The sequence below is a fragment of the Roseivirga sp. YIW32 genome, assembly GCF_057219245.1.
Genome location: NZ_JBXVVG010000001.1, coordinates 596,746 through 614,980 on the forward strand (window position 1 = coordinate 596,746; position 18,235 = coordinate 614,980).

At 43.9% G+C, this 18,235-nt stretch carries 17 protein-coding genes; 5 read left to right on the forward strand and 12 right to left on the reverse strand.

Features of this window, described 5'->3' with window-relative positions; translation table 11 throughout:
• Positions 1–32 precede the first annotated feature (32 nt).
• From AC2D6U_RS02990 to AC2D6U_RS03000, 3 genes are all read left to right on the forward strand, one after another.
• On the forward strand, positions 33–1,493 hold the full coding sequence (locus tag AC2D6U_RS02990; protein WP_484719454.1) for a phytoene desaturase family protein: 1,461 nt from the start codon (positions 33–35) through the stop codon (positions 1,491–1,493).
• 186 nt (positions 1,494–1,679) lie between these two features.
• Entirely contained in the window at positions 1,680–2,273 is a 594-nt protein-coding gene (locus AC2D6U_RS02995) for a hypothetical protein (protein WP_484719455.1), read from the forward strand.
• Between the two features lie 277 nt (positions 2,274–2,550).
• Positions 2,551–2,952: a hypothetical protein gene (locus tag AC2D6U_RS03000; RefSeq protein WP_484719456.1), complete on the forward strand. Its 402-nt coding sequence runs from the start codon at positions 2,551–2,553 to the stop codon at positions 2,950–2,952.
• A 97-nt stretch (positions 2,953–3,049) separates the two neighbouring features.
• Here the strand turns inward: AC2D6U_RS03000 and AC2D6U_RS03005 are convergent, their stop codons facing one another.
• From AC2D6U_RS03005 to AC2D6U_RS03040, 8 genes are all read right to left on the reverse strand, one after another.
• A complete protein-coding gene (locus AC2D6U_RS03005) occupies positions 3,050–3,466 on the reverse strand; it encodes a BrxA/BrxB family bacilliredoxin (protein ID WP_484719457.1) in 417 nt (138 codons plus the stop codon).
• A gap of 18 nt (positions 3,467–3,484) precedes the next feature.
• Positions 3,485–3,808, reverse strand: coding sequence for an SUF system Fe-S cluster assembly protein (locus AC2D6U_RS03010; RefSeq protein ID WP_484719458.1), 324 nt, complete (start codon positions 3,806–3,808; stop codon positions 3,485–3,487).
• Positions 3,809–3,835: 27 nt separating this feature from the next.
• Positions 3,836–4,273: a SufE family protein gene (locus AC2D6U_RS03015; RefSeq protein ID WP_484719459.1), complete on the reverse strand. Its 438-nt coding sequence runs from the start codon at positions 4,271–4,273 to the stop codon at positions 3,836–3,838.
• Complete coding sequence (locus tag AC2D6U_RS03020; RefSeq protein WP_484719460.1) at positions 4,270–5,511, reverse strand: aminotransferase class V-fold PLP-dependent enzyme; 1,242 nt, start codon at positions 5,509–5,511, stop codon at positions 4,270–4,272. Before AC2D6U_RS03020 ends, AC2D6U_RS03015 begins: the two co-directional genes overlap by 4 nt.
• Position 5,512: 1 nt before the next feature.
• Complete coding sequence (sufD, locus tag AC2D6U_RS03025; protein ID WP_484719461.1) at positions 5,513–6,805, reverse strand: Fe-S cluster assembly protein SufD; 1,293 nt, start codon at positions 6,803–6,805, stop codon at positions 5,513–5,515.
• Positions 6,806–6,808: 3 nt separating this feature from the next.
• Positions 6,809–7,567 carry a Fe-S cluster assembly ATPase SufC gene (gene sufC, locus AC2D6U_RS03030; protein ID WP_484719462.1) on the reverse strand — a complete coding sequence of 253 codons (759 nt, stop codon included), beginning with the start codon at positions 7,565–7,567 and terminating at the stop codon, positions 6,809–6,811.
• A 24-nt stretch (positions 7,568–7,591) separates the two neighbouring features.
• A complete protein-coding gene (sufB, locus tag AC2D6U_RS03035; RefSeq protein ID WP_484719463.1) occupies positions 7,592–9,037 on the reverse strand; it encodes a Fe-S cluster assembly protein SufB in 1,446 nt (481 codons plus the stop codon).
• A 120-nt stretch (positions 9,038–9,157) separates the two neighbouring features.
• The gene (locus AC2D6U_RS03040; RefSeq protein WP_484719464.1) at positions 9,158–9,622 is read right to left on the reverse strand and encodes an Lrp/AsnC ligand binding domain-containing protein; all 465 of its coding nucleotides are present in this window, start codon (positions 9,620–9,622) and stop codon (positions 9,158–9,160) included.
• Positions 9,623–10,488: 866 nt separating this feature from the next.
• Between AC2D6U_RS03040 and AC2D6U_RS03045 the strand changes: the two genes are divergently transcribed.
• The gene (locus AC2D6U_RS03045; protein WP_484719465.1) at positions 10,489–11,859 is read left to right on the forward strand and encodes a TlpA family protein disulfide reductase; all 1,371 of its coding nucleotides are present in this window, start codon (positions 10,489–10,491) and stop codon (positions 11,857–11,859) included.
• A 96-nt stretch (positions 11,860–11,955) separates the two neighbouring features.
• Positions 11,956–13,629, forward strand: coding sequence for an AMP-binding protein (locus AC2D6U_RS03050; RefSeq protein WP_484719466.1), 1,674 nt, complete (start codon positions 11,956–11,958; stop codon positions 13,627–13,629).
• 7 nt (positions 13,630–13,636) lie between these two features.
• Here the strand turns inward: AC2D6U_RS03050 and AC2D6U_RS03055 are convergent, their stop codons facing one another.
• The 4 genes from AC2D6U_RS03055 to AC2D6U_RS03070 form a co-directional block, all read right to left on the reverse strand.
• Complete coding sequence (locus AC2D6U_RS03055) at positions 13,637–14,137, reverse strand: hypothetical protein (protein ID WP_484719467.1); 501 nt, start codon at positions 14,135–14,137, stop codon at positions 13,637–13,639.
• Between the two features lie 361 nt (positions 14,138–14,498).
• Positions 14,499–15,062 carry an energy transducer TonB gene (locus tag AC2D6U_RS03060; protein ID WP_484719468.1) on the reverse strand — a complete coding sequence of 188 codons (564 nt, stop codon included), beginning with the start codon at positions 15,060–15,062 and terminating at the stop codon, positions 14,499–14,501.
• A gap of 512 nt (positions 15,063–15,574) precedes the next feature.
• Complete coding sequence (locus tag AC2D6U_RS03065) at positions 15,575–16,651, reverse strand: serine hydrolase domain-containing protein (RefSeq protein WP_484719469.1); 1,077 nt, start codon at positions 16,649–16,651, stop codon at positions 15,575–15,577.
• Between the two features lie 9 nt (positions 16,652–16,660).
• On the reverse strand, positions 16,661–18,232 hold the full coding sequence (locus tag AC2D6U_RS03070) for an N-acyl-D-amino-acid deacylase family protein (protein ID WP_484719470.1): 1,572 nt from the start codon (positions 18,230–18,232) through the stop codon (positions 16,661–16,663).
• Positions 18,233–18,235: the final 3 nt, after the last annotated feature.

Genomic DNA, 18,235 nt, shown 5'->3' on the forward strand with positions numbered 1-18,235 from the left:
TCTAATAAAATAATTAAACAAGAATTGCATCAATGGTACAACGTACTGATATTCTGATTGTTGGGAGTGGGATGGGGTCCTTAACCGCTGCAGCGCTTTTGGCTAAGCAAGGAAAGCGGGTCACCGTTCTCGAACAGAATTACCTGCCAGGCGGATGTACGACCTCATATTGGAGAAAGGGTTTCGTTTTTGAAGCCGGAGCCACCACTTTGGTCGGCTTGGGTCAAGGGTTACCGCTGCAGGCGGTTTTGGATGAAACAGGTATTCAGATCAATGCTCGGAAATTAGCACTGCCCATGCAAGTCAGGTTAAAAGATGGGACGATCATCAACCGTTACGAGAACCTGGAACAATGGATCAAAGAGGCGGAGCGTGTATTTGGTCGAAAAGGACAACGCGCATTTTGGAAGGAGTGCCATGCCGTGAGTCAATTTGTATGGTCCACTTCGTTAAAACAAAAGCGGTTTCCACCATCAAAAGTGAAAGACCTCCTTCATGCTGTCAGGCATGTTACCCTACAGCAGGTGCTGAATGTGCCGAATGCATTTCTGTCTGTCAAATCGGTTTTGATCAAGTACGGTTTGCATGAGAATGAGCGTTTTGTTGATTTTGTAAATGAGCAGCTGCTCATCACCGCGCAGAATCAAATGGAAGAAGTGAATTTTCTGTTTGGGGCAACCGCACTTTGCTATACCAATTTTCCAAATTACTATGTCGATGGAGGCTTGCTTCAGCTGGTGCAACCTTTTGTTGACTACATAGAGAAACATGAGGGCGTGGTGAAATTGCGTGAAGGGGTTGAAACGATCAAAAGGACGCAGGAGGGCTATTTGGTGCAATCCAGTAAAGAGGAGTACATGGCTGAATACCTGATTTCAGGTTTACCCATCAATAACACCTTGGAATTATTTCAGGATGACCGTTTGTCACACTTACAACAAAAGGTGATGCAATCACAGGAGTTGAATTCTGCTTTTCAAATGGGGATAGGCTTTAAACCGCATCGAGAATTCGATAGTATCCATCATCAGATTCATCTGGACCAGCCCTTAGCTGAGACGGGTTCCGCTTCTATTTTTATTAGCCTCAATCACCCGGAAGATAAGTCCCGAACGGATGAAGCCGATCAAATGGTCATGTCGATCAGTACACACAGCCCCGATCCGGAACATTTGATCATTGACAACAAAAGGGCAGAGGAGGCCATTATTGAAGCCTTAGAGCAAGCGGATTTTTTGAAAAGAGAGCAGATCATCTACCAGCATTCTTCTACGCCTAAGTCTTGGGCCAAGTGGACAGGTCGTAAGTGGGGTTTTGTTGGTGGCTATCCCCAATACATGCGCATTAAGCCTTGGCAAATGTTAGACGCTCGTTTGGACAAGCACAAGGCCTACATGGTTGGAGACACAGTTTATCCTGGCCAAGGCATCCCTGGCGTTACCTTGTCGGGTATTATTGCTGCTGAGAAAATGGCGGCTGACTGGGGTTTTTAAAACAGGACTAGCTTCTTGACAACTTTACTCGAAACCATGACATTTTGTGACATCCCTTTACCAAAGGGTGACAAACCCTGGGCAGATCTGCCGTTCATTTGAATAAGAAATCGCTAATGGTCATGCGGTTTTGAAAATCAAATAACAACTCATCCCGATAATTGTCGGGATCTAAACAACAGAAAAATGAAAACTCAAATCAAAACAACCCTATTGGCAATCGCCATGTTGGCTTCCGGTTTCTTAGCCAAGGCAACTGAAAAAGAAAGAACAATTGAATTGACAACCGAAAACAAGAAGGCGGTTGTATTGAATATGCAAAACGTTGAAGTAGGTACAAAGATCAGCCTATGGAATGAGGCAGGAGAATTACTTTTTGCAGATGAAGCGAAAAGCGATGTATACGGTAAGGTCTTTAACCTAAAGCAAATGGAGGAAGGTCAATTGACTTTGGAGATCGAAAATCAAGAGTCGTTAGAAATTCTTCCAATCAATGTAACAAAGCTTACTGCCTCATTGAATAAAGGGCAAGGCATCATGATCTCTAAGCCCATGGTGAAGCACAATGACACAAGTTTGAAGGTTTATCTAGGTCAAAAGTGCTTAGACATGCAAATGACGATCTTTGATCAATACGGTGATGTAGTGCATAGAAGTGAGATCGAAAAAGGAGATGCTAAAGTTCAGCGATATGACATTTCTGACTTATCGAATGGAAGTTACAGAATCCAATTTACTGCAGAAGGCAGAAGTTTTTATCATACCATTTCACTTGACTAAACAAGTGTAATCGAAGAAGGTAAAGAGCCCTGTGGTGTTAAACTGCAGGGCTTTTCATGTGTGAATTATTAGGCATACGAGTTGTATGCTAAAAGGTTACTTGTCTCGAAAATGTGACAGCTTTGTTCGGAAACGTACGAAATCTAGTGTTAACAAGTGTTATTAAATTTGTTAAATCACTATAAATCAACACTTTAATGAAAGTGGCATAAGCGTTGCCTATTAATGGGCAAGGTTGCTTTGGTCGGCAACCATAAAAACTCAAAATAACAACAAAATGAATGAAATGATTATTAACAACGACACTTGGAAAAGACGCGTGATTTTGGCGGTCATTTTCTTTGTAGGATTTTGCACACTGGTACTTGCCCATTCAACAGTAGATGAAGGTAAGTTGACAAAAAAAGAGGCTAATGAGCTGATCGATTTGGTTAAAAAGGAGCTGAAGGTCACTACATATGAGCCTACCTTTGTTATCGATGAAGAAACAGGGGTGTTGGAAGAAGTTTCACCCTTGAAGATCATCAAGATCTTCGATTGCAATGATGAACTTTTATTGGAGGCTCCGATCACCCAATTGAGGCAAACGCAGAACAAGCACCTCATCCGCTTACTCAACGCAAGTGATTTTTTAACAAGCTTTAGTAATTCTTCTTATTACAGGTTGGACCTAAAATAAGGCGATTGAAGTTGTTAATAACCAAGAAATACCAAACTACTGATCACATAAAAAAGGCTTCTCTAGAGAAGCCTTTTTGTATTGGGGTTGATTACTGCTAACAGTACTCTTCAAAGACATCTGCCAAGTGATTACCGATCACCTCTGCAGAACGTCCTTCAATATGATGTCTTTCAACCATGTGCACCAATTCACCATCTTTAAACAAGACGATGGATGGAGAAGATGGAGGGTAGGGAAGGTGGTATTCTCTCACTTTAGCTGTCGCTTCAATATCACCACCGGCAAATACGGTCATCAATTGATCTGGCGCTTTATCAGCTAATTTTAATCCCATCTTTACTCCCGGGCGGGCTGTACCTGCGGCACATCCACACACCGAGTTGATCACGATCAAAGAGGTTCCTTTATGATCTTTGAAGTGCTCGTCTACCGCTTCAGCGGTTTTTAATTCAGCAAATCCCGCTTCGGTAAGCTCTTGTCTGAATGGTACTAATAAATGTTCTGGATACATATCTTTAAAATTATTCTTTTACATAAAACCTAATTCGAGTTTGGCCTCCTCGGACATCATCTCCATAGTAAACGGTGGGTCAAAGGTCAATTCCAGCTCTACATCATTTACTCCTTCTATGGCCAATACCTTCTGTTTGACTTCATCAGGCAATACTTCTGCCGCAGGGCAAGAAGGAGAGGTCAATGTCATGAGGATGTAGACATTGTTGACTGGAAAGACGTTGATCTCGTAGATCAAGCCCAATTCATAAACATCAACAGGGATCTCAGGGTCATATACCGTTTTTATCGCGGCGACCACTTCATCTCTTAATCCTTCTTTTACACTACCGTCTGACATGAACTCTAAATTCTAAATTGTCACTACTTAATGGTTGGCGGACTTTGCAGAAAACGCAAGTCCATATATTTTCATCTGCTTCATCATGGCACCAAGACCATTTGACCGTTGGGTACCGATGAAACGATTTAGACCGATCTTATCGATAAAGAAAAGATCTGAGTCAACAATTTCTTTCGCTGTTCTACCACTTAAAATTCGAACCAATAAGCTGACCAAACCTTTGGTGATAGCCGTATTGCTATCGGCTTCAAAACGAATTTTGTCTTGCTCAGAAATGGCATTTAACCAGACCTTAGACTGACAACCTTTTACAATATTGTCTTCTGTTTTTTGTTGGTCATCCATAACGGGCAGCTGCTCGCCCAGCTCCATGATGTAGCCTATGGTCATTTCCAAATCACCATCTAGCATGGAGAACTCCTCGATGATCTCGTTTTGTACTTCTGCTATGCTCTGACTCATCTGAACTTCTTGATTATATCCTTCAGTGCGCGCACAAAAGCGTCTATTTCTTCTGTCGTGTTGTAAACTGAAAAAGAGGCTCTGGTAGTTCCTTCAATGCCATAAAAATCCATTAAAGGCTGCGTGCAGTGATGTCCAGTACGGACAGCGATTCCTTTTGCGTCTAACCACATGCCCAAATCGAAATGATGGATGCCTTCGACTTCGAATGAGATGACACTGACCTTGTCATGCGCTTGGCCAATGATGCGTAACCCATCAATTTGTTCCAGTTGCTCGGTACCATAAGCCAATAAACTGGCTTCGTGAGCTGCGATTTCTGGTTTCGTGAGTTCCTGAATGAATCGGACGGCTTCCTTGAATGCCACAACATTGGCAATGCCTGGTGTTCCTGCTTCAAACTTATAGGGGATGTCATTATAGGTCGTCTTGGCAAAGCTCACCTCTTTGATCATCTCGCCACCGCCTTGGTAAGGAGGCATTTTTTCTAACAAACTTCTTTTGCCCCAAAGAACCCCAGTGCCGGTAGGGCCATACATTTTATGGGCTGCAAAAACATAGAAATCAACCCCAAGGTCTTGCACATCTATGGTTAGATGAGAGACCGATTGTGCCCCGTCGATCAGTACTTTTGCTCCTTTGTTGTGGGCCCATTGGGTGATCTTTTTCACCGGATTGATCGTACCCAGAGTATTCGATGCATGATTGAAGGCGACAATTTTTGTTTTGTCTGTTATCAGCTGCTCAACCTCATCTAGTATCAGTTCTCCGGAAGGGGTAATGGGCATTACCTTCAGTACGGCTCCCTTTTCTTCGCAGAGCATCTGCCAGGGGACAATGTTTGAGTGGTGTTCCATTGCGGAAACCAATATCTCATCGCCTGCTTCAATAAATTTTCGGCCATAAGTGGCTGCCACCAAATTGATACTTTCTGTGGTGCCTTTTGTGAAGATCACTTCTTCTGTTTCTGGAGCATTGATGAACTCCGAAAGTATTCGTCGGGTATCTTCAAATGCCGCAGTTGCACGCTCAGCGAGGGTATGAATCCCACGGTGTATGTTGGCATTGTCCTTTGCATAATGATGTGACAATGCGTCGATCACGCGTTGAGGTTTTTGATTAGTAGCCGCATTGTCAAAGTAGATCAGAGGTTTGCCGTTCACTTCTTGATGAAGTACTGGAAACTCTTCTCTGATCTGTTGAATATTGAGTTGACTTGCTACTAATGTATTGGCCATGTTATTTTTCGAGTCGTTCAGTAATTATTGCCTCTACATAATCTTGAACTGCTTTGTTTTCAAGATTTTCCATGACATCGCTGGCAAAGGCATGCAACAACATGGCCATTGCTGTATCGTGCTTGATTCCACGTGCTTTGAGATAGAATAGGGCATCTTCGTCTAATTGACCGGTTGTACAGCCGTGCGAACATTTCACATCGTCCGCCCAAATCTCTAGCTGCGGTTTTGTATTCACCGTCGCATCGTTGGTCAATAAGATGTTCTTATTCGATTGAAAGGCATTGGTTTTTTGTGCGGCTTGACGTACGAAGATCTTTCCGTTGAAAACACCCTTCGATTGACCATCCATGATGCCTTTATAAAGCTCATTGGAATAAGAATTAGGTTGGATATGGTCAACCACTGTATGATTATCGACATGGGTTTTACCTTCTAGCAGGTACAAGCCATTCATGTACGCTTCACAACCTTCTCCCTCCAGTTTAATGTAGAGGTTGTTTCTGACCATTTGACCGTTCAGGGCAATGGTATTTGCCGTGAATTTGCTGTCTTTTTGCTGAGAAACGAAGGTAGAGGCAAAGTGTATGCTATCTGCTGTATCGTTCTCAAGTTTGAAGTAGGTGATATTCGCTTGCGCCCCTACGGTAATTTCGTTGACAGCATTTGAGAATTTCGCGCCAGAGCCCGAATCAAACTTTTCTATGATCGTTGCCTCCGCAAGATCTCCGAAAGACAAGAGGTTCCGAACACTATAATCCTCTTCATTTCCAATGAATTGAAGAAATATTGGTTTATCCACCACTGTTTTCGCTGCCACTTTAATGCTTAGCCCATGTTGAGCAAAGGCGGTATTCATCGCCACAAAGCTGTCATCGCTTGCTGACGCCGTTTGGTTAAAATGGTCTGCTTCTTCTGCTAAGGTATCTTGAAGAGGTGAGATGCTCACGCCTTCGATATTGATTGATGAGGAGGCTTCAGCATCAAATTGTCCGTTGACGAATACCAAGCGGTAGGCATCAAGTCCCGGAATATCAACGTCTGTAGCTGATATGGTGAGGGGAGAAGCCTCAGATTGGCCAAAACTCACATTTTTCTCCAACACCTTGGTTAGATTGGTGAATTTGTATTCTTCGTCCTTGACCGGAGGAAGGCCTTTTTTCATTAATTGATCAAAGGCATCCTTTCTGATGTGATGGGCTTTTGAATTTGCATGACCATTCAGCGACGCTTCAAATGCATTGAAACGGACTCGAAGGGCATCCAATACTTTTTGTCCTGCTAGTTTTTCCATGAATTAGACAGCGGCTTCTGCTTCTTCTTTGATCCAATCATAGCCTTTTGCTTCAAGCTCTAAGGCCAATTCTTTCGTTCCTGACTTCACAATACGTCCGTTGTAGAGTACATGGACAAAGTCAGGTACTATGTAATCCAACAAGCGCTGGTAGTGTGTTACCACAATAGTCGCATTATCTGCAGATTTCAGAGTGTTGACCCCATGTGAAACCACTTTCAATGCATCGATATCGAGGCCTGAATCGGTTTCATCAAGAATGGCCAGTTTAGGTTCCAGCATGGCCATTTGGAAGATCTCGTTTCGTTTCTTCTCACCTCCGGAAAAGCCTTCGTTCAATGATCGGCTCAAAAGTGATTGATCGATCTCCACCAACTTCATCTTTTCTTTCATAAGCTTCAAAAAGGACACCGCATCCAAGGCTTTTTCGCCTCTATGCTCACGAACCTGATTGATGGCGGTTTTCATGAAGTTTGTGGTGCTCACGCCAGGGATTTCTACCGGATATTGGAAGGCCAAGAAAACACCTTCGCGGGCGCGCTCATCGGCATCCATGTCCAACAGGTCTTTACCTAAGAAGTCTACTTCTCCACCAGTCACCTCATAGTCTTCGCGGCCAGCCAAAACGGAGGCCAATGTACTTTTACCAGAACCATTAGGACCCATGATGGCGTGTACTTCACCCGCCTTAACTTCTAGGTTGATTCCTTTGAGAATCTCCTTGTCCTCGATTTTTGCTTGAAGATTTTTTATTGATAGCATCACTCTTGCTTAGTTTACTCTTTTTTATCCTACTGAACCTTCTAGGGTCAGTGCTAATAATTTCTGTGCCTCTACGGCGAATTCCATTGGTAGTTTGTTCAAAACCTCTTTGGCGTAGCCATTAACGATCAGCGCCACAGCCGATTCTTCATCAATTCCTCTTTGCTGACAATAGAAGATCTGATCTTCGCCAATCTTAGAGGTAGTTGCTTCATGTTCTACCTGGGCCGATTTGTTTTCAATGTCAATGTAAGGGAAGGTATGAGCGCCACATTGGTCTCCCATGAGTAGGGAATCGCACTGCGAAAAGTTTCTCGCATTCTCGGCGCGCCTCAATACATGAACCTGTCCACGGTAACTGTTCTGAGACTTACCCGCTGAGATTCCTTTGGACACTATTCTTGATTTGGTGTTCTTTCCAATGTGAATCATTTTAGTGCCCGTATCTGCCTGCTGATAGTTATTGGTTACCGCAACGGAATAAAATTCTCCTTGGGAATTATCTCCTTTCAAGATACAAGAAGGGTACTTCCATGTCACGGCTGAACCTGTCTCTACTTGCGTCCACGAGATCTTTGAATTATCACCTTCGCAGATACCTCGTTTCGTGACAAAGTTGTAGATACCCCCTTTACCGTTCTTATCACCTGGATACCAGTTCTGAACAGTTGAATATTTTACTTCAGCATCTTTTGCTGCTTTAATTTCGACTACTGCAGCGTGTAATTGATTTTCATCTCGCATTGGAGCGGTACATCCTTCCAAGTAGCTAACATAGGATCCTTCTTCAGCAACGATCAATGTGCGTTCGAATTGGCCTGTGTTGGCAGCATTGATCCGGAAATAGGTCGACAATTCCATCGGACATCTGACGCCTTTCGGAATGTAACAGAATGACCCATCAGAAAATACCGCCGAATTTAGGGCAGCAAAGAAATTATCCTTTACCGGAACCACAGAGCCTAAATGCTTCTTCACCAGTTCAGGGTGTTCTTTCACTGCTTCTGAAAATGAGCAAAAGATAATGCCTAGTTCACCGAGCGTTTCCTTAAAAGTTGTGGCAACCGATACCGAGTCAATGACAGCATCGACAGCGACACCGGTTAGTCTTTTTTGTTCAGTTAAGGAAATCCCCAATTTCTCGAAAGTAGCGATCAACTCAGGATCCACTTCGCTTAACGATTTTGGCTTATTTTTCTGCTTAGGAGCAGAATAGTAGATCAAGTCTTGGTATTTGACAGGTGGATAATCCACATTTGGCCATTTGGGTTCGGCCATTTTCTGCCATGCTCTATAGGCGTCTAAACGCCATTGAAGCATCCATTCTGGTTCTTCTTTTTTCTTGGAAATAAAATGAATGATTTCTTCACTCAATCCTTTCGGAGCCTCATCAGCTTCCAGGTCAACGGTCCATCCGAACTCGTATTCTTTGGAGGTGAACTCTTCTAAGATTTGATCATCATTACTCATGTTATCTTATTTAGACTGATTCTAATTGCAAAGGTACAACCTTAAACTAAATGCAAAGGTTTCGTGGTTTCTTTTTTTACCAATGGTTTATTAAAAAGTTCAATGAGATGGGCTCATTGGTTATGTTAACATCATACTGCGTGATAATGTTTCCTCCAAGATGATGAACGTTTCTGTGCGTTCAATTCCTTCTACCTTTTGCACCTTATCGTGCAAAATGTCCTTCAGATGATCTGTGCTTTTGGCAAATACACGAACGAACATACTGTAGTTACCGGTGGTGTAGTGAATGGAGGTGATCTCAGGAACTTTTTTTAATTGATCGGCCACCTTTTCATATAAAGAGCTCTTGGTTAAGAAGATGCCAAGAAACGCCCCAACGGAATACCCAAGTTTGGCGAGGTTAAGGTCCAAGGAGGCTCCTTTTACGACGCCAAGTTTTTCTAGCTTGTTCATGCGCACATGAATAGTTCCTGGCGATACATGAGCCAGCTTAGCTACCTCGGTATAAGGTTTTTTGGCTTGTTGCTGAAGAATGGATAAGATCTTTAGGTCAACGTTATCGATTTCGTAATGATCAGGCATTTTTGCAGGGTTAAATTATGGAACTGATAATAAAAATATAGGTTTATTATTTATAGTGTAATAATTATACTGTATAGTTAATGATATTTTAATTAATGAGTGTTTTACTATACATTTGATACATAGTCAAACGGATTAATCGCTCATCAGAAGATGAACGAATACTGTAGGGTGACGAAACAGGCAGCCGTGCCCTCCTTTCTCGAGGGTGGAGAATTCAGCATAAATCCCGAAGTCTCGGGCCTAACTGCTCCGTGGAGGTTCGAATCCTTCTCCTACAGCTTTACAGGAAGCCCTCAATGGCTTCCTTTTTTTATTTCACCCAGGATGTAATTTCCTTTTCTCCCCCTTGGTGAAGGGGGCAGGGGGATTGGTCACATGGAGAAATGCTGGTATCAATTTTATTCTCAACTCCTTCCCTAAAGAGTGTAAGACTTAGTTTTGATTTTTGATTCTGCCGTTGTTACCAACAACCAATCGAATAACCCTTAAATGGATCATTTGACCAGCATCAGCCAATAATCACCTCCAACTCCTCCTTTGAAAGGAGGAGAGTCATTGTTTTAGGCAAATCTCCATGCCGATCTTGCTAGGTCGCCACGTCACTTAGTATGAGGTTGTTTTCTCCCCCTTGGTGAAGGGGGCAGGGGGATTGATCACATGGAGAATTATTGTTATACATTTCATTTTCTACCCCTTCCCTAAAGGGTGAAGGACTTAGTTTTGATTTTTCATTCCGCCGTTGTTGGTCACAACACCAACAACCAATCGAAAAGCGCATGGCTCACTTGGGTCTTTCGTTAACCTTGCCTAACCAATTTATCTGCGTCAATGAAAAGATCATTTGGTTATCTTTGGGCATGCTCATGAAGAAGAAAATAAATGCTTTTGTGCTTATCCTGATGAGCCTGATTGCCATGAGTTCCTGTGATCGGACGGGAGAAGAGCAGGTCACGTTGTCTGGTCAACTCATCAATTGGGGCAATGCAGAACAGCTCTTGGTCTCCAATGCGCCTGCGGCGGATTTTGGATTAGGAGAAGATCACGTCATTGTTTTGGACAATGACGGTCGTTTTGAACTTGTTTTCAAACTTGAGCGGCCCACTTATTTTTCGCTCGGCCGGAATAAACTGTACTTACAGCCGGGTGAAGAACTTCAGCTGACCCTTGATTATAAGGATCCCGAAAAGGCGATTTTTAAAGGTGATCATGCCCACTTGCAGGCCTATCTGGCTACTGTGCCCTTTCCAAAGGTGGGCTCCTATTTAGCAGGCGGACGAAACATTCATTCTTCGGATATACATGACATTCAGCGTTTGGCTGAAGAAGAATTTGCCAGTAGAAAACAGCAATTGGAGAAGCTGAACGGGCCAGATGAATTTGAACGCATGGAAATACTTCGTTTACGCTTAGATGCACTCAATACCTTGCTCTCTTTTCCTATTTACGGGTCATTCAAAGGCTATTGGGATGCAAATGAAATCCAAAAAGCTGAAATTCTCCTCCCTTCAAAAGACTACTTGAATGCTTTGGCAAAGGACATCATGCAAGATGTCCACATGCAACACCCTAATTTCCGGGAAATGCTCTACGAATTGGTCGATAGCCATTTACAGGACAACGGTATTTTTGCAGACCTTTCTTTTACACCAGCTATGCAGTCTTATGATGCTTTCGGTGCTTTGGTAAAGCAGTTGGAATTGGAAGGCCTTACCAGAGAGAATGCCAGTCAACTATCTGCTTATTTGGTTGCCAATCCGTCCGGTGAATATCATGAAATGGCGAATCGAGTACAACAGGCCTATGCACCGTTGCTCATGGGCCAACCTGCCATTGACCTGATCTTTACAGACGCCACAGGTCAAGAGCGAAACTTGAGTGAGTTCAAGGGAAATCTGATCTATGTTGATCTTTGGGCTACCTGGTGTGGCCCCTGCATCGATGAATTGCCATCGCTTCAAGCCCTGAAAACCCAATACAAGGACGAACCGGTCATCTTTTTGCCTTTGTCTATCGATTCTGATCTGGAGGCATGGCAAGCATTTCTCGGCAAACATCAGCGAGAGCTAAGGAGCGAATTCGTAATTAATCGATCGTTACTCGACGTATACAAACTCGTGACAATCCCGCGTTACCTGTTGATCGACAGAGACTTTAAGATCATTTCGGTCTTTGCGCCCAAACCTTCTGATCATGAAACCATGGAGCTGATCGACGAATGGCTAGGTAAGGAATGATGCAGTGCACGTTGAACGGATGGATGTAATTTTTATCGTCCACAATCGATTGCAAAGGCTTTTCTTTTATATTTGGTGCCATTCAACGAATAATTAATGGCAAATCATCCCTGGACAAAGAAGTATCCGGCTGGTGTCTCTGCGGAGGTGACCACAGACAGACCGGAGAATTTATTAGAGGTTTTCAATTCAGCATTTAAACAGTTCGGAAGTCGTGAGGCATTCGAGAATATGGGTAAGTCACTTACCTACCACGAGATCGATCGTTATTCTGATCATTTTGCTGCTTATGTGCAAAATAAATTAGGCTTGGTCAAGGGTGACCGCATCGCCATTCAAATGCCCAATTGCCTTCAGTATCCCATTGCCTTGATTGGTTCCCTTAAAGCGGGGCTTGTTGTCGTGAACACCAATCCTTTGTATACGCACCGGGAGATGGAGCACCAGTTTGCCGATGCAGAGGTGAAGGCGGTAGTGATCGTCGCTAATTTTGCGCATAGCCTTGAGGTTGCCTTACAAAAGATTCACATCGACCATGTGATCGTTACGGAGCTAGGCGACATGTTGGGTGGTTTGAAAGGTAAGCTGGTCAATTTTGTTGTCAAGCACATTAAGAAGATGGTGCCTAAGTACAGCATTAACGACATTACGAAGTTCAGCAGTGTGCTCAAAGAAGGTGCGCGGATGAAATACACAAAACCGTCAATTACTTCCTCTGATACTGCTTTTTTGCAATACACAGGAGGTACGACAGGTTTGTCCAAAGGAGCAACACTTTCTCATGGCAATGTGGTAGCACATACCTTTATTATCAATGAGTGGTTCAGGCCTTTACTGAAAGAAGGACAGGTTGAACTGATGATCACGGCTATTCCACTGTACCACATTTTTGCGCTGAACGTGAATGGGACCTTTATGATGCATATTGGTGCGAAGAACGTTTTGGTGACCAATCCGCGTGATATGCCGGGATTCATCAAGGAATTAAAGAAACATCAATTCACTTTGTTTACAGGAGTGAATACCTTGTTCAACGGATTACTGAATCAACCAAATTTTGGCGAGGTGGACTTCAGCCATTTGAAAGGATCCATCGGTGGTGGAATGGCTGTTCAGGATGCCGTTGCCAAAAAGTGGAAAGAGGTAACCGGTTCAGACCTTGTAGAGGGTTATGGATTGAGCGAAACATCGCCGGTTGCCAGTTGCAATCCACTGGACGGTAGTCATAAAATGGGTACTATTGGGCTACCTGTACCGTCAACGGCACTGGCGATCTGCAATGAAAAGGGAGAGCAGCTAGCGCAGGGTGAGATCGGTGAGATCTGCATCAAAGGCCCTCAAGTAATGAGCGGCTATTGGAACAAAGACAATAGTGACGTCTTTTTTGAGGGAGGTTGGTTCCGCACAGGTGATATTGGCACTATGGACGAGGAGGGCTTCTTCAAGATCGTAGATCGAAAAAAGGACATGATCAACGTTTCCGGCTTTAATGTCTATCCGAATGAGGTGGAGAATGTATTGGCCGATCATCCAAAGATCTTAGAGGTCGCCGTGATCGGTGTGCCGGACGCAAGCTCAACCGAGGCGGTGAAAGCCTTTGTGGTAAAGAAAGACCAAAGCCTAACCGAGGAGGAATTAAAAGAGTGGTGTAAGGAAGAACTTACCGGCTACAAAAAGCCGAAGCATATCGAATTTATTGAAGAGCTGCCCAAAACCAATGTCGGCAAGATCTTAAGAAGAGCATTGAAGGAAATGGAGGCAGCGAAATAGTTCAGGGTCAAAAGGCATATCCAATGCCAAAGCCTAGCCCTAGGTTGCCGAGCTTCGCTTTGAAGAGGAATCCTCCCGTTGGTTTCTGATAGCGATAGCCAATTTCAATAAGAGATGCTGTAAATACATCTCCAACTTCAGAACCGACAAATAGGCCTACATTCGTTTCGAAATGTGAATTCCTTTTTCCAGTAAGCATTGTTCCACCAAGGAGACCGCCAAAACCGCCATCTGGGTTAGCGGCCACACCCATACCTAGACGTCCTAGCCATTGAATTTTATCTCTTTTGATCAGTTGTTTTTCGTAGTTCACTAAGGCATGAATTGCGACTATGGGGATAAGACCTGCGTCTACGTAAATTGCTTGGGTGGTCGATTTAACCTCTGCTGTATTTTGTGACTTTGCTTTATTTTGAATTGCCAAAATAAGTAACAAGCCAATTGATACGATTTTAAATGCTTTTGGCATGGAAAAATGATGTGCAACATCATGCGTTGCTGGAGGCATAAGAGTTAGCATTTACTAGCAAATGCCACTCCTGTCAAGAAGCATTTAGCCTGGGTTGATTTTCAGAAAGGTAGTGATTAAAAGAGAAGAAAAAAGTCCTTTGAACGAATCTAGAATAGGCTAACCTATTAATTCATTTGGCTCTTCATCTACTCATGTGCTTGATTTAACAGAAGTGTGTTTAATGGATTAGAGTTGGGCCACTCCAGAGTCGTCGCTTTCTGTAACTGAGAAATTGTAGGTTTTAAATCACTCATTAAAGAGGTATTTAAATACAAAAACGATTCAGGCAATGACCTAAATCGTTTTTATAAGTCTTGAAGCATTACAGCTTCTGAATAGTTTTGAGTATTCCTTTGGGCTACTGTTTTTGAACATCAAGTTCTTCAACGATCACTTCGGTTTCTTCTTGTGACTCTTGTTTTTTGCCTCTTTCTAATTCTTGAATTTCCAACATGGTTTCTCCGTTGGGACCCAATTCAAAAGTTACTGCGGCTTGCATACGCGTTTTCACTACACGTCCTCGTTGTTTGCCAGGTATCCACTTTGGTGACTCCATGAATACGCGTAAGGCTTCTTCATCGCAATCGTACCCTATGCCTCGGAGCAGTTGGTGATCTGAAAGGGATCCGTCTTTATTCACTATAAAGGTGACAAACACCTTGCCTTCGATGCCCTTGGCTTTGGCTTCTGCCGGATAGTTCAAGTTTTCTCCTAAGTACTTGGTGTAGGCTTTCATGCCGCCAGGAAATGAAGGTTGTTCTTCTACCACAAGAAATACTTGATCTTCAGAAGGATCTGTTTCTACATCGAGGTCAACAATAACCTCTGCCGCTTGTAGGTCAGAACCATCAGGTCGAGTAGCAAGGTCATCTTCGCAAGATGCACAAATCATGACAAGGAATAGGAGTGATAATTTTTTCATAGAGCTTGTAGATTAACTAATCGTTTAGGTAAATGAATTAAATAATTAGTTAAACTCCAAAGGTTTTAGTTGAAAGTTTGGGTGTGAACTTTCAAATAGGATCGCTTTAAAGCATTCCGCATGAATAAAAGAGTGCTTCTTCTCCCGATTGCATGGGGTTCTTTGCAATAACGTGCTCACTTAGATTTGTGCTCTGAAAGTAGGTGTTACCCCCAACTCTCAAGGGTGATGAAAATTTCAAATAGGAGTAAAGCCTACGTACATCAGTTGACATTGAGCATTGAAAAAGATTGCTTCGACTCTCCCTGCAGTCGATGCTCGCAATGACGTTCTTATCACTTTTAGCGCTAAACATTGAGTACTATGGATACCCCAACCCCAAGGGATGGATGAAATCAATTCAACATTAATGAAAGATGGCTTCACCTCGTGCTTTGCGCATGCAGGTTCGTTATGAAGTTGTAAATAACATTGTCAACCAAAGCTCAAGAAACAAAACACATGTCTCATGACTATTTAGTAAAGAGCTCCATCAGTTGAAACTGAATACCTTCGTAATTGAGTGGGTCCACATTTGCTGTTATGGCTAGCGTCGTTTGTGTGGGGATATGGATCAAAAAGTAGGTAATGCCACCAACAGAACCGCCACTATGGCCATAGAATGTCTTTCCACTCTCTCGATCAAAGGTTCTCCAGCCGATGCCATAATTGGTCAGTTTTCCATCTTTTGTCGTTTGGCTTCTCATCCAGGTTTTTAACGTTTTGGCACTTAAGTAGCCGGCTTCCATGTGGGCCTGACCGAATTTGCAGAGGTCCTCTGTTGTTCCGATGAATCCTCCACCGGCCCATTTATAGCTGTTATCGACATAGGGGGCTTCAACAAGTTCTCCATCGTTGACTTGATAAAATTTGGTTCTTGCCGGAATCTGTTGAGTGGCGAGATCAGCCATGGTATGTTTCATGCCAATTTCGTCGAAGACTTCGCTCTGCATGATACTGAGAAAGTCGACAATCGATAAGAAACTCGCTTCGGGCGCTGCAGCGTTTTCCATGGCAACAGAGATCAAACTCCAACCGTAGGTCGAGTAGGCATATTGCGTGCCGGGTATATTCATTAATGGGTCATTGACGAAAATACCCAGCCCATCAGTGACCGTTTCGTAGGCCTTGCGACTCATGAATTCACCGCTGGCATAGTGTCGAATTCCGCCAAGATGTCCGGCGAGCTGACGAAGCGTGATCTGATGTGCTTTTTTAGGCCAAACAGGAACGTAGCGCTCGATCGGAACATCCAGATCGATCTTTCCTTGATCGTACAAACGTCCTAACCCAGCTGCAGTCAGTGTTTTCGATACACTACCTATGCGAAACATGGTACGCGAGGGATCAACCGGGATTTTATTTTCTAGATCGGCAAAGCCGTATCCTTTTGAGAAAACAAGTTCTCCTTTTTGCATGATGGATACACTCAGTCCCGGAATGTTCTTTTGTTCAAAGAACTTTTGAACCAGTTGGTCTGCTTCGGCAGCTTTTTGTGCCTGCAGTTGAAAACCGATGAATAGGAAAAGCGCAAAAAGAATCTTCTTCATCCTACCAAATTAATTGTTTCGAAGCACAATGCCACCCCGCAGATCGGTTAATTCTCCTTGATCAACGACAAGCTGACCATTCACCAACACATAGGGAATGCCTGCAGGGTAGTGGTGCGGGTCTTCAAAGGTTCCCACATCCCGTACAGTTGCCGGATCAAAAATCGTAAGGTCTGCTTTTAGTCCTTCTTTGATATAACCTCGGTCTGTTAAGCCCATTCGCTGGGCTGGCAAGCCCGTCATTTTATAGAGCGCGAATTCCAAACTGATCAGTTGTTGTTCTCTGGCATAGTAGCCCAATACTCGAGGAAAGGTTCCATAGCTTCTTGGGTGTGGATGTCCACGGCCGGGTACTACCAGCCCGCCATCGGAAGCGACCATGGCCATCGGATGTTGCATGATGCGTTGCACATCTTCTTCACCAATCGCATGAAAAACACAGGAAGCACCCCCATTCAATTGGCCTTCGATCACCAGGTCGGCTCCATTCGAGAAATTGGGCTCAAGCCCTTTTTCGATGGCCCAATCTTTCAGCGTTCTTCCATTCAGGTCCGGTTTCCAACTTACGCTTGCAAATTGGACGACATCAAGGTCGGCGCCTCCTCTGTCATATTCAATGTTGAACATGATCTCCTCATGGATCTTTCTACGTGTTGCAGGGTCAGCTATTCGTTCCTTGAATGCGCTATTTCCTCCGGCCATGGCCCATGCCGGAATCAGCACAGAGAGTCCTGTTGAGCTGGCTGTATAAGGGTATTGGTCCATCATGACATCCAAGCCTAGATTCCGAGCCGAATCGACCATGGCCAAAGTCTTTGAACTGGCACCCCACATGGGCTTTCCGATGGCTTTGTGATGTGTGAGTACCACAGGAATCTCAGCATCTCTGGCAATCTGTATGGCTTCTTGAACACCATCAAGTAAACCAAGCCCCTCTTCTCTCAAGTGTGATGTATAGATGCCCCCTTTAGCCGCTGCTACTTTTGATAGGGCGATGACTTCATCTATGGTGGCATAGGCACCGGGTACGTATTTGAGTCCAGTCGAAATACCGAAAGCACCAGCATCCATTGCCCGATCGACCAGCAATTTCATGGCCTCAAGTTCCTGTTCACTGGGTGCTCTGTTTTCAGTGCCCATCACTGCACGCCTTACAGCGTTGTGGCCAACCAACCATCCGGTGTTGATCCCAAGGTCATAGGTCGCTAAACTGTCTAGGAAAATACCAAGCTCCGCAGGTCCTCTTCCGTCTGGACCGGCCAATACAGTGGTCACACCTTGTTTGGCAAAACTTTCTGCTGCGGGAAGTCGCATGATCTGCTCGATGTGGGCATGTACATCAATAAAACCGGGAGCCACCACATGTCCCTGAGCATCAATAACGCGTTTCGCAGAACGCTTTTGTAAATCACCAATGGCGACGATCTTGTCTCCGGTTATGCCGACGTCGCCGTTAAAGAATTGCTGTTTTTCGGCATCGTAGATACTGCCATTGATGATGAGCATGTCGAATGGATTGGATGGTGGACCACAAGAAGTGATTAAAGCTAACAGGAGGACAAGAAGTAGGGATTTTTTCATGGA

What these genes read in the sequence shown, in the direction of transcription:
- AC2D6U_RS03020 (WP_484719460.1), bottom strand. Translation starts at nt 5,511, where the DNA reads ATGGCCAATACATTAGTAGCAAGTCAACTCAATATTCAACAGATCAGA.
- AC2D6U_RS03040 (WP_484719464.1), bottom strand. Translation starts at nt 9,622, where the DNA reads ATGCCTGATCATTACGAAATCGATAACGTTGACCTAAAGATCTTATCC.
- sufB (WP_484719463.1), bottom strand. Translation starts at nt 9,037, where the DNA reads ATGAGTAATGATGATCAAATCTTAGAAGAGTTCACCTCCAAAGAATAC.
- AC2D6U_RS03000 (WP_484719456.1), top strand. Translation starts at nt 2,551, where the DNA reads ATGAATGAAATGATTATTAACAACGACACTTGGAAAAGACGCGTGATT.
- AC2D6U_RS03010 (WP_484719458.1), bottom strand. Translation starts at nt 3,808, where the DNA reads ATGTCAGACGGTAGTGTAAAAGAAGGATTAAGAGATGAAGTGGTCGCC.
- sufC (WP_484719462.1), bottom strand. Translation starts at nt 7,567, where the DNA reads ATGCTATCAATAAAAAATCTTCAAGCAAAAATCGAGGACAAGGAGATT.
- AC2D6U_RS03065 (WP_484719469.1), bottom strand. Translation starts at nt 16,651, where the DNA reads ATGAAGAAGATTCTTTTTGCGCTTTTCCTATTCATCGGTTTTCAACTG.
- AC2D6U_RS03055 (WP_484719467.1), bottom strand. Translation starts at nt 14,137, where the DNA reads ATGCCTCCAGCAACGCATGATGTTGCACATCATTTTTCCATGCCAAAA.
- AC2D6U_RS03045 (WP_484719465.1), top strand. Translation starts at nt 10,489, where the DNA reads ATGAAGAAGAAAATAAATGCTTTTGTGCTTATCCTGATGAGCCTGATT.
- AC2D6U_RS03060 (WP_484719468.1), bottom strand. Translation starts at nt 15,062, where the DNA reads ATGAAAAAATTATCACTCCTATTCCTTGTCATGATTTGTGCATCTTGC.
- AC2D6U_RS03050 (WP_484719466.1), top strand. Translation starts at nt 11,956, where the DNA reads ATGGCAAATCATCCCTGGACAAAGAAGTATCCGGCTGGTGTCTCTGCG.
- AC2D6U_RS02990 (WP_484719454.1), top strand. Translation starts at nt 33, where the DNA reads ATGGTACAACGTACTGATATTCTGATTGTTGGGAGTGGGATGGGGTCC.
- AC2D6U_RS03015 (WP_484719459.1), bottom strand. Translation starts at nt 4,273, where the DNA reads ATGAGTCAGAGCATAGCAGAAGTACAAAACGAGATCATCGAGGAGTTC.
- sufD (WP_484719461.1), bottom strand. Translation starts at nt 6,805, where the DNA reads ATGGAAAAACTAGCAGGACAAAAAGTATTGGATGCCCTTCGAGTCCGT.
- AC2D6U_RS03005 (WP_484719457.1), bottom strand. Translation starts at nt 3,466, where the DNA reads ATGTATCCAGAACATTTATTAGTACCATTCAGACAAGAGCTTACCGAA.
- AC2D6U_RS03070 (WP_484719470.1), bottom strand. Translation starts at nt 18,232, where the DNA reads ATGAAAAAATCCCTACTTCTTGTCCTCCTGTTAGCTTTAATCACTTCT.
- AC2D6U_RS02995 (WP_484719455.1), top strand. Translation starts at nt 1,680, where the DNA reads ATGAAAACTCAAATCAAAACAACCCTATTGGCAATCGCCATGTTGGCT.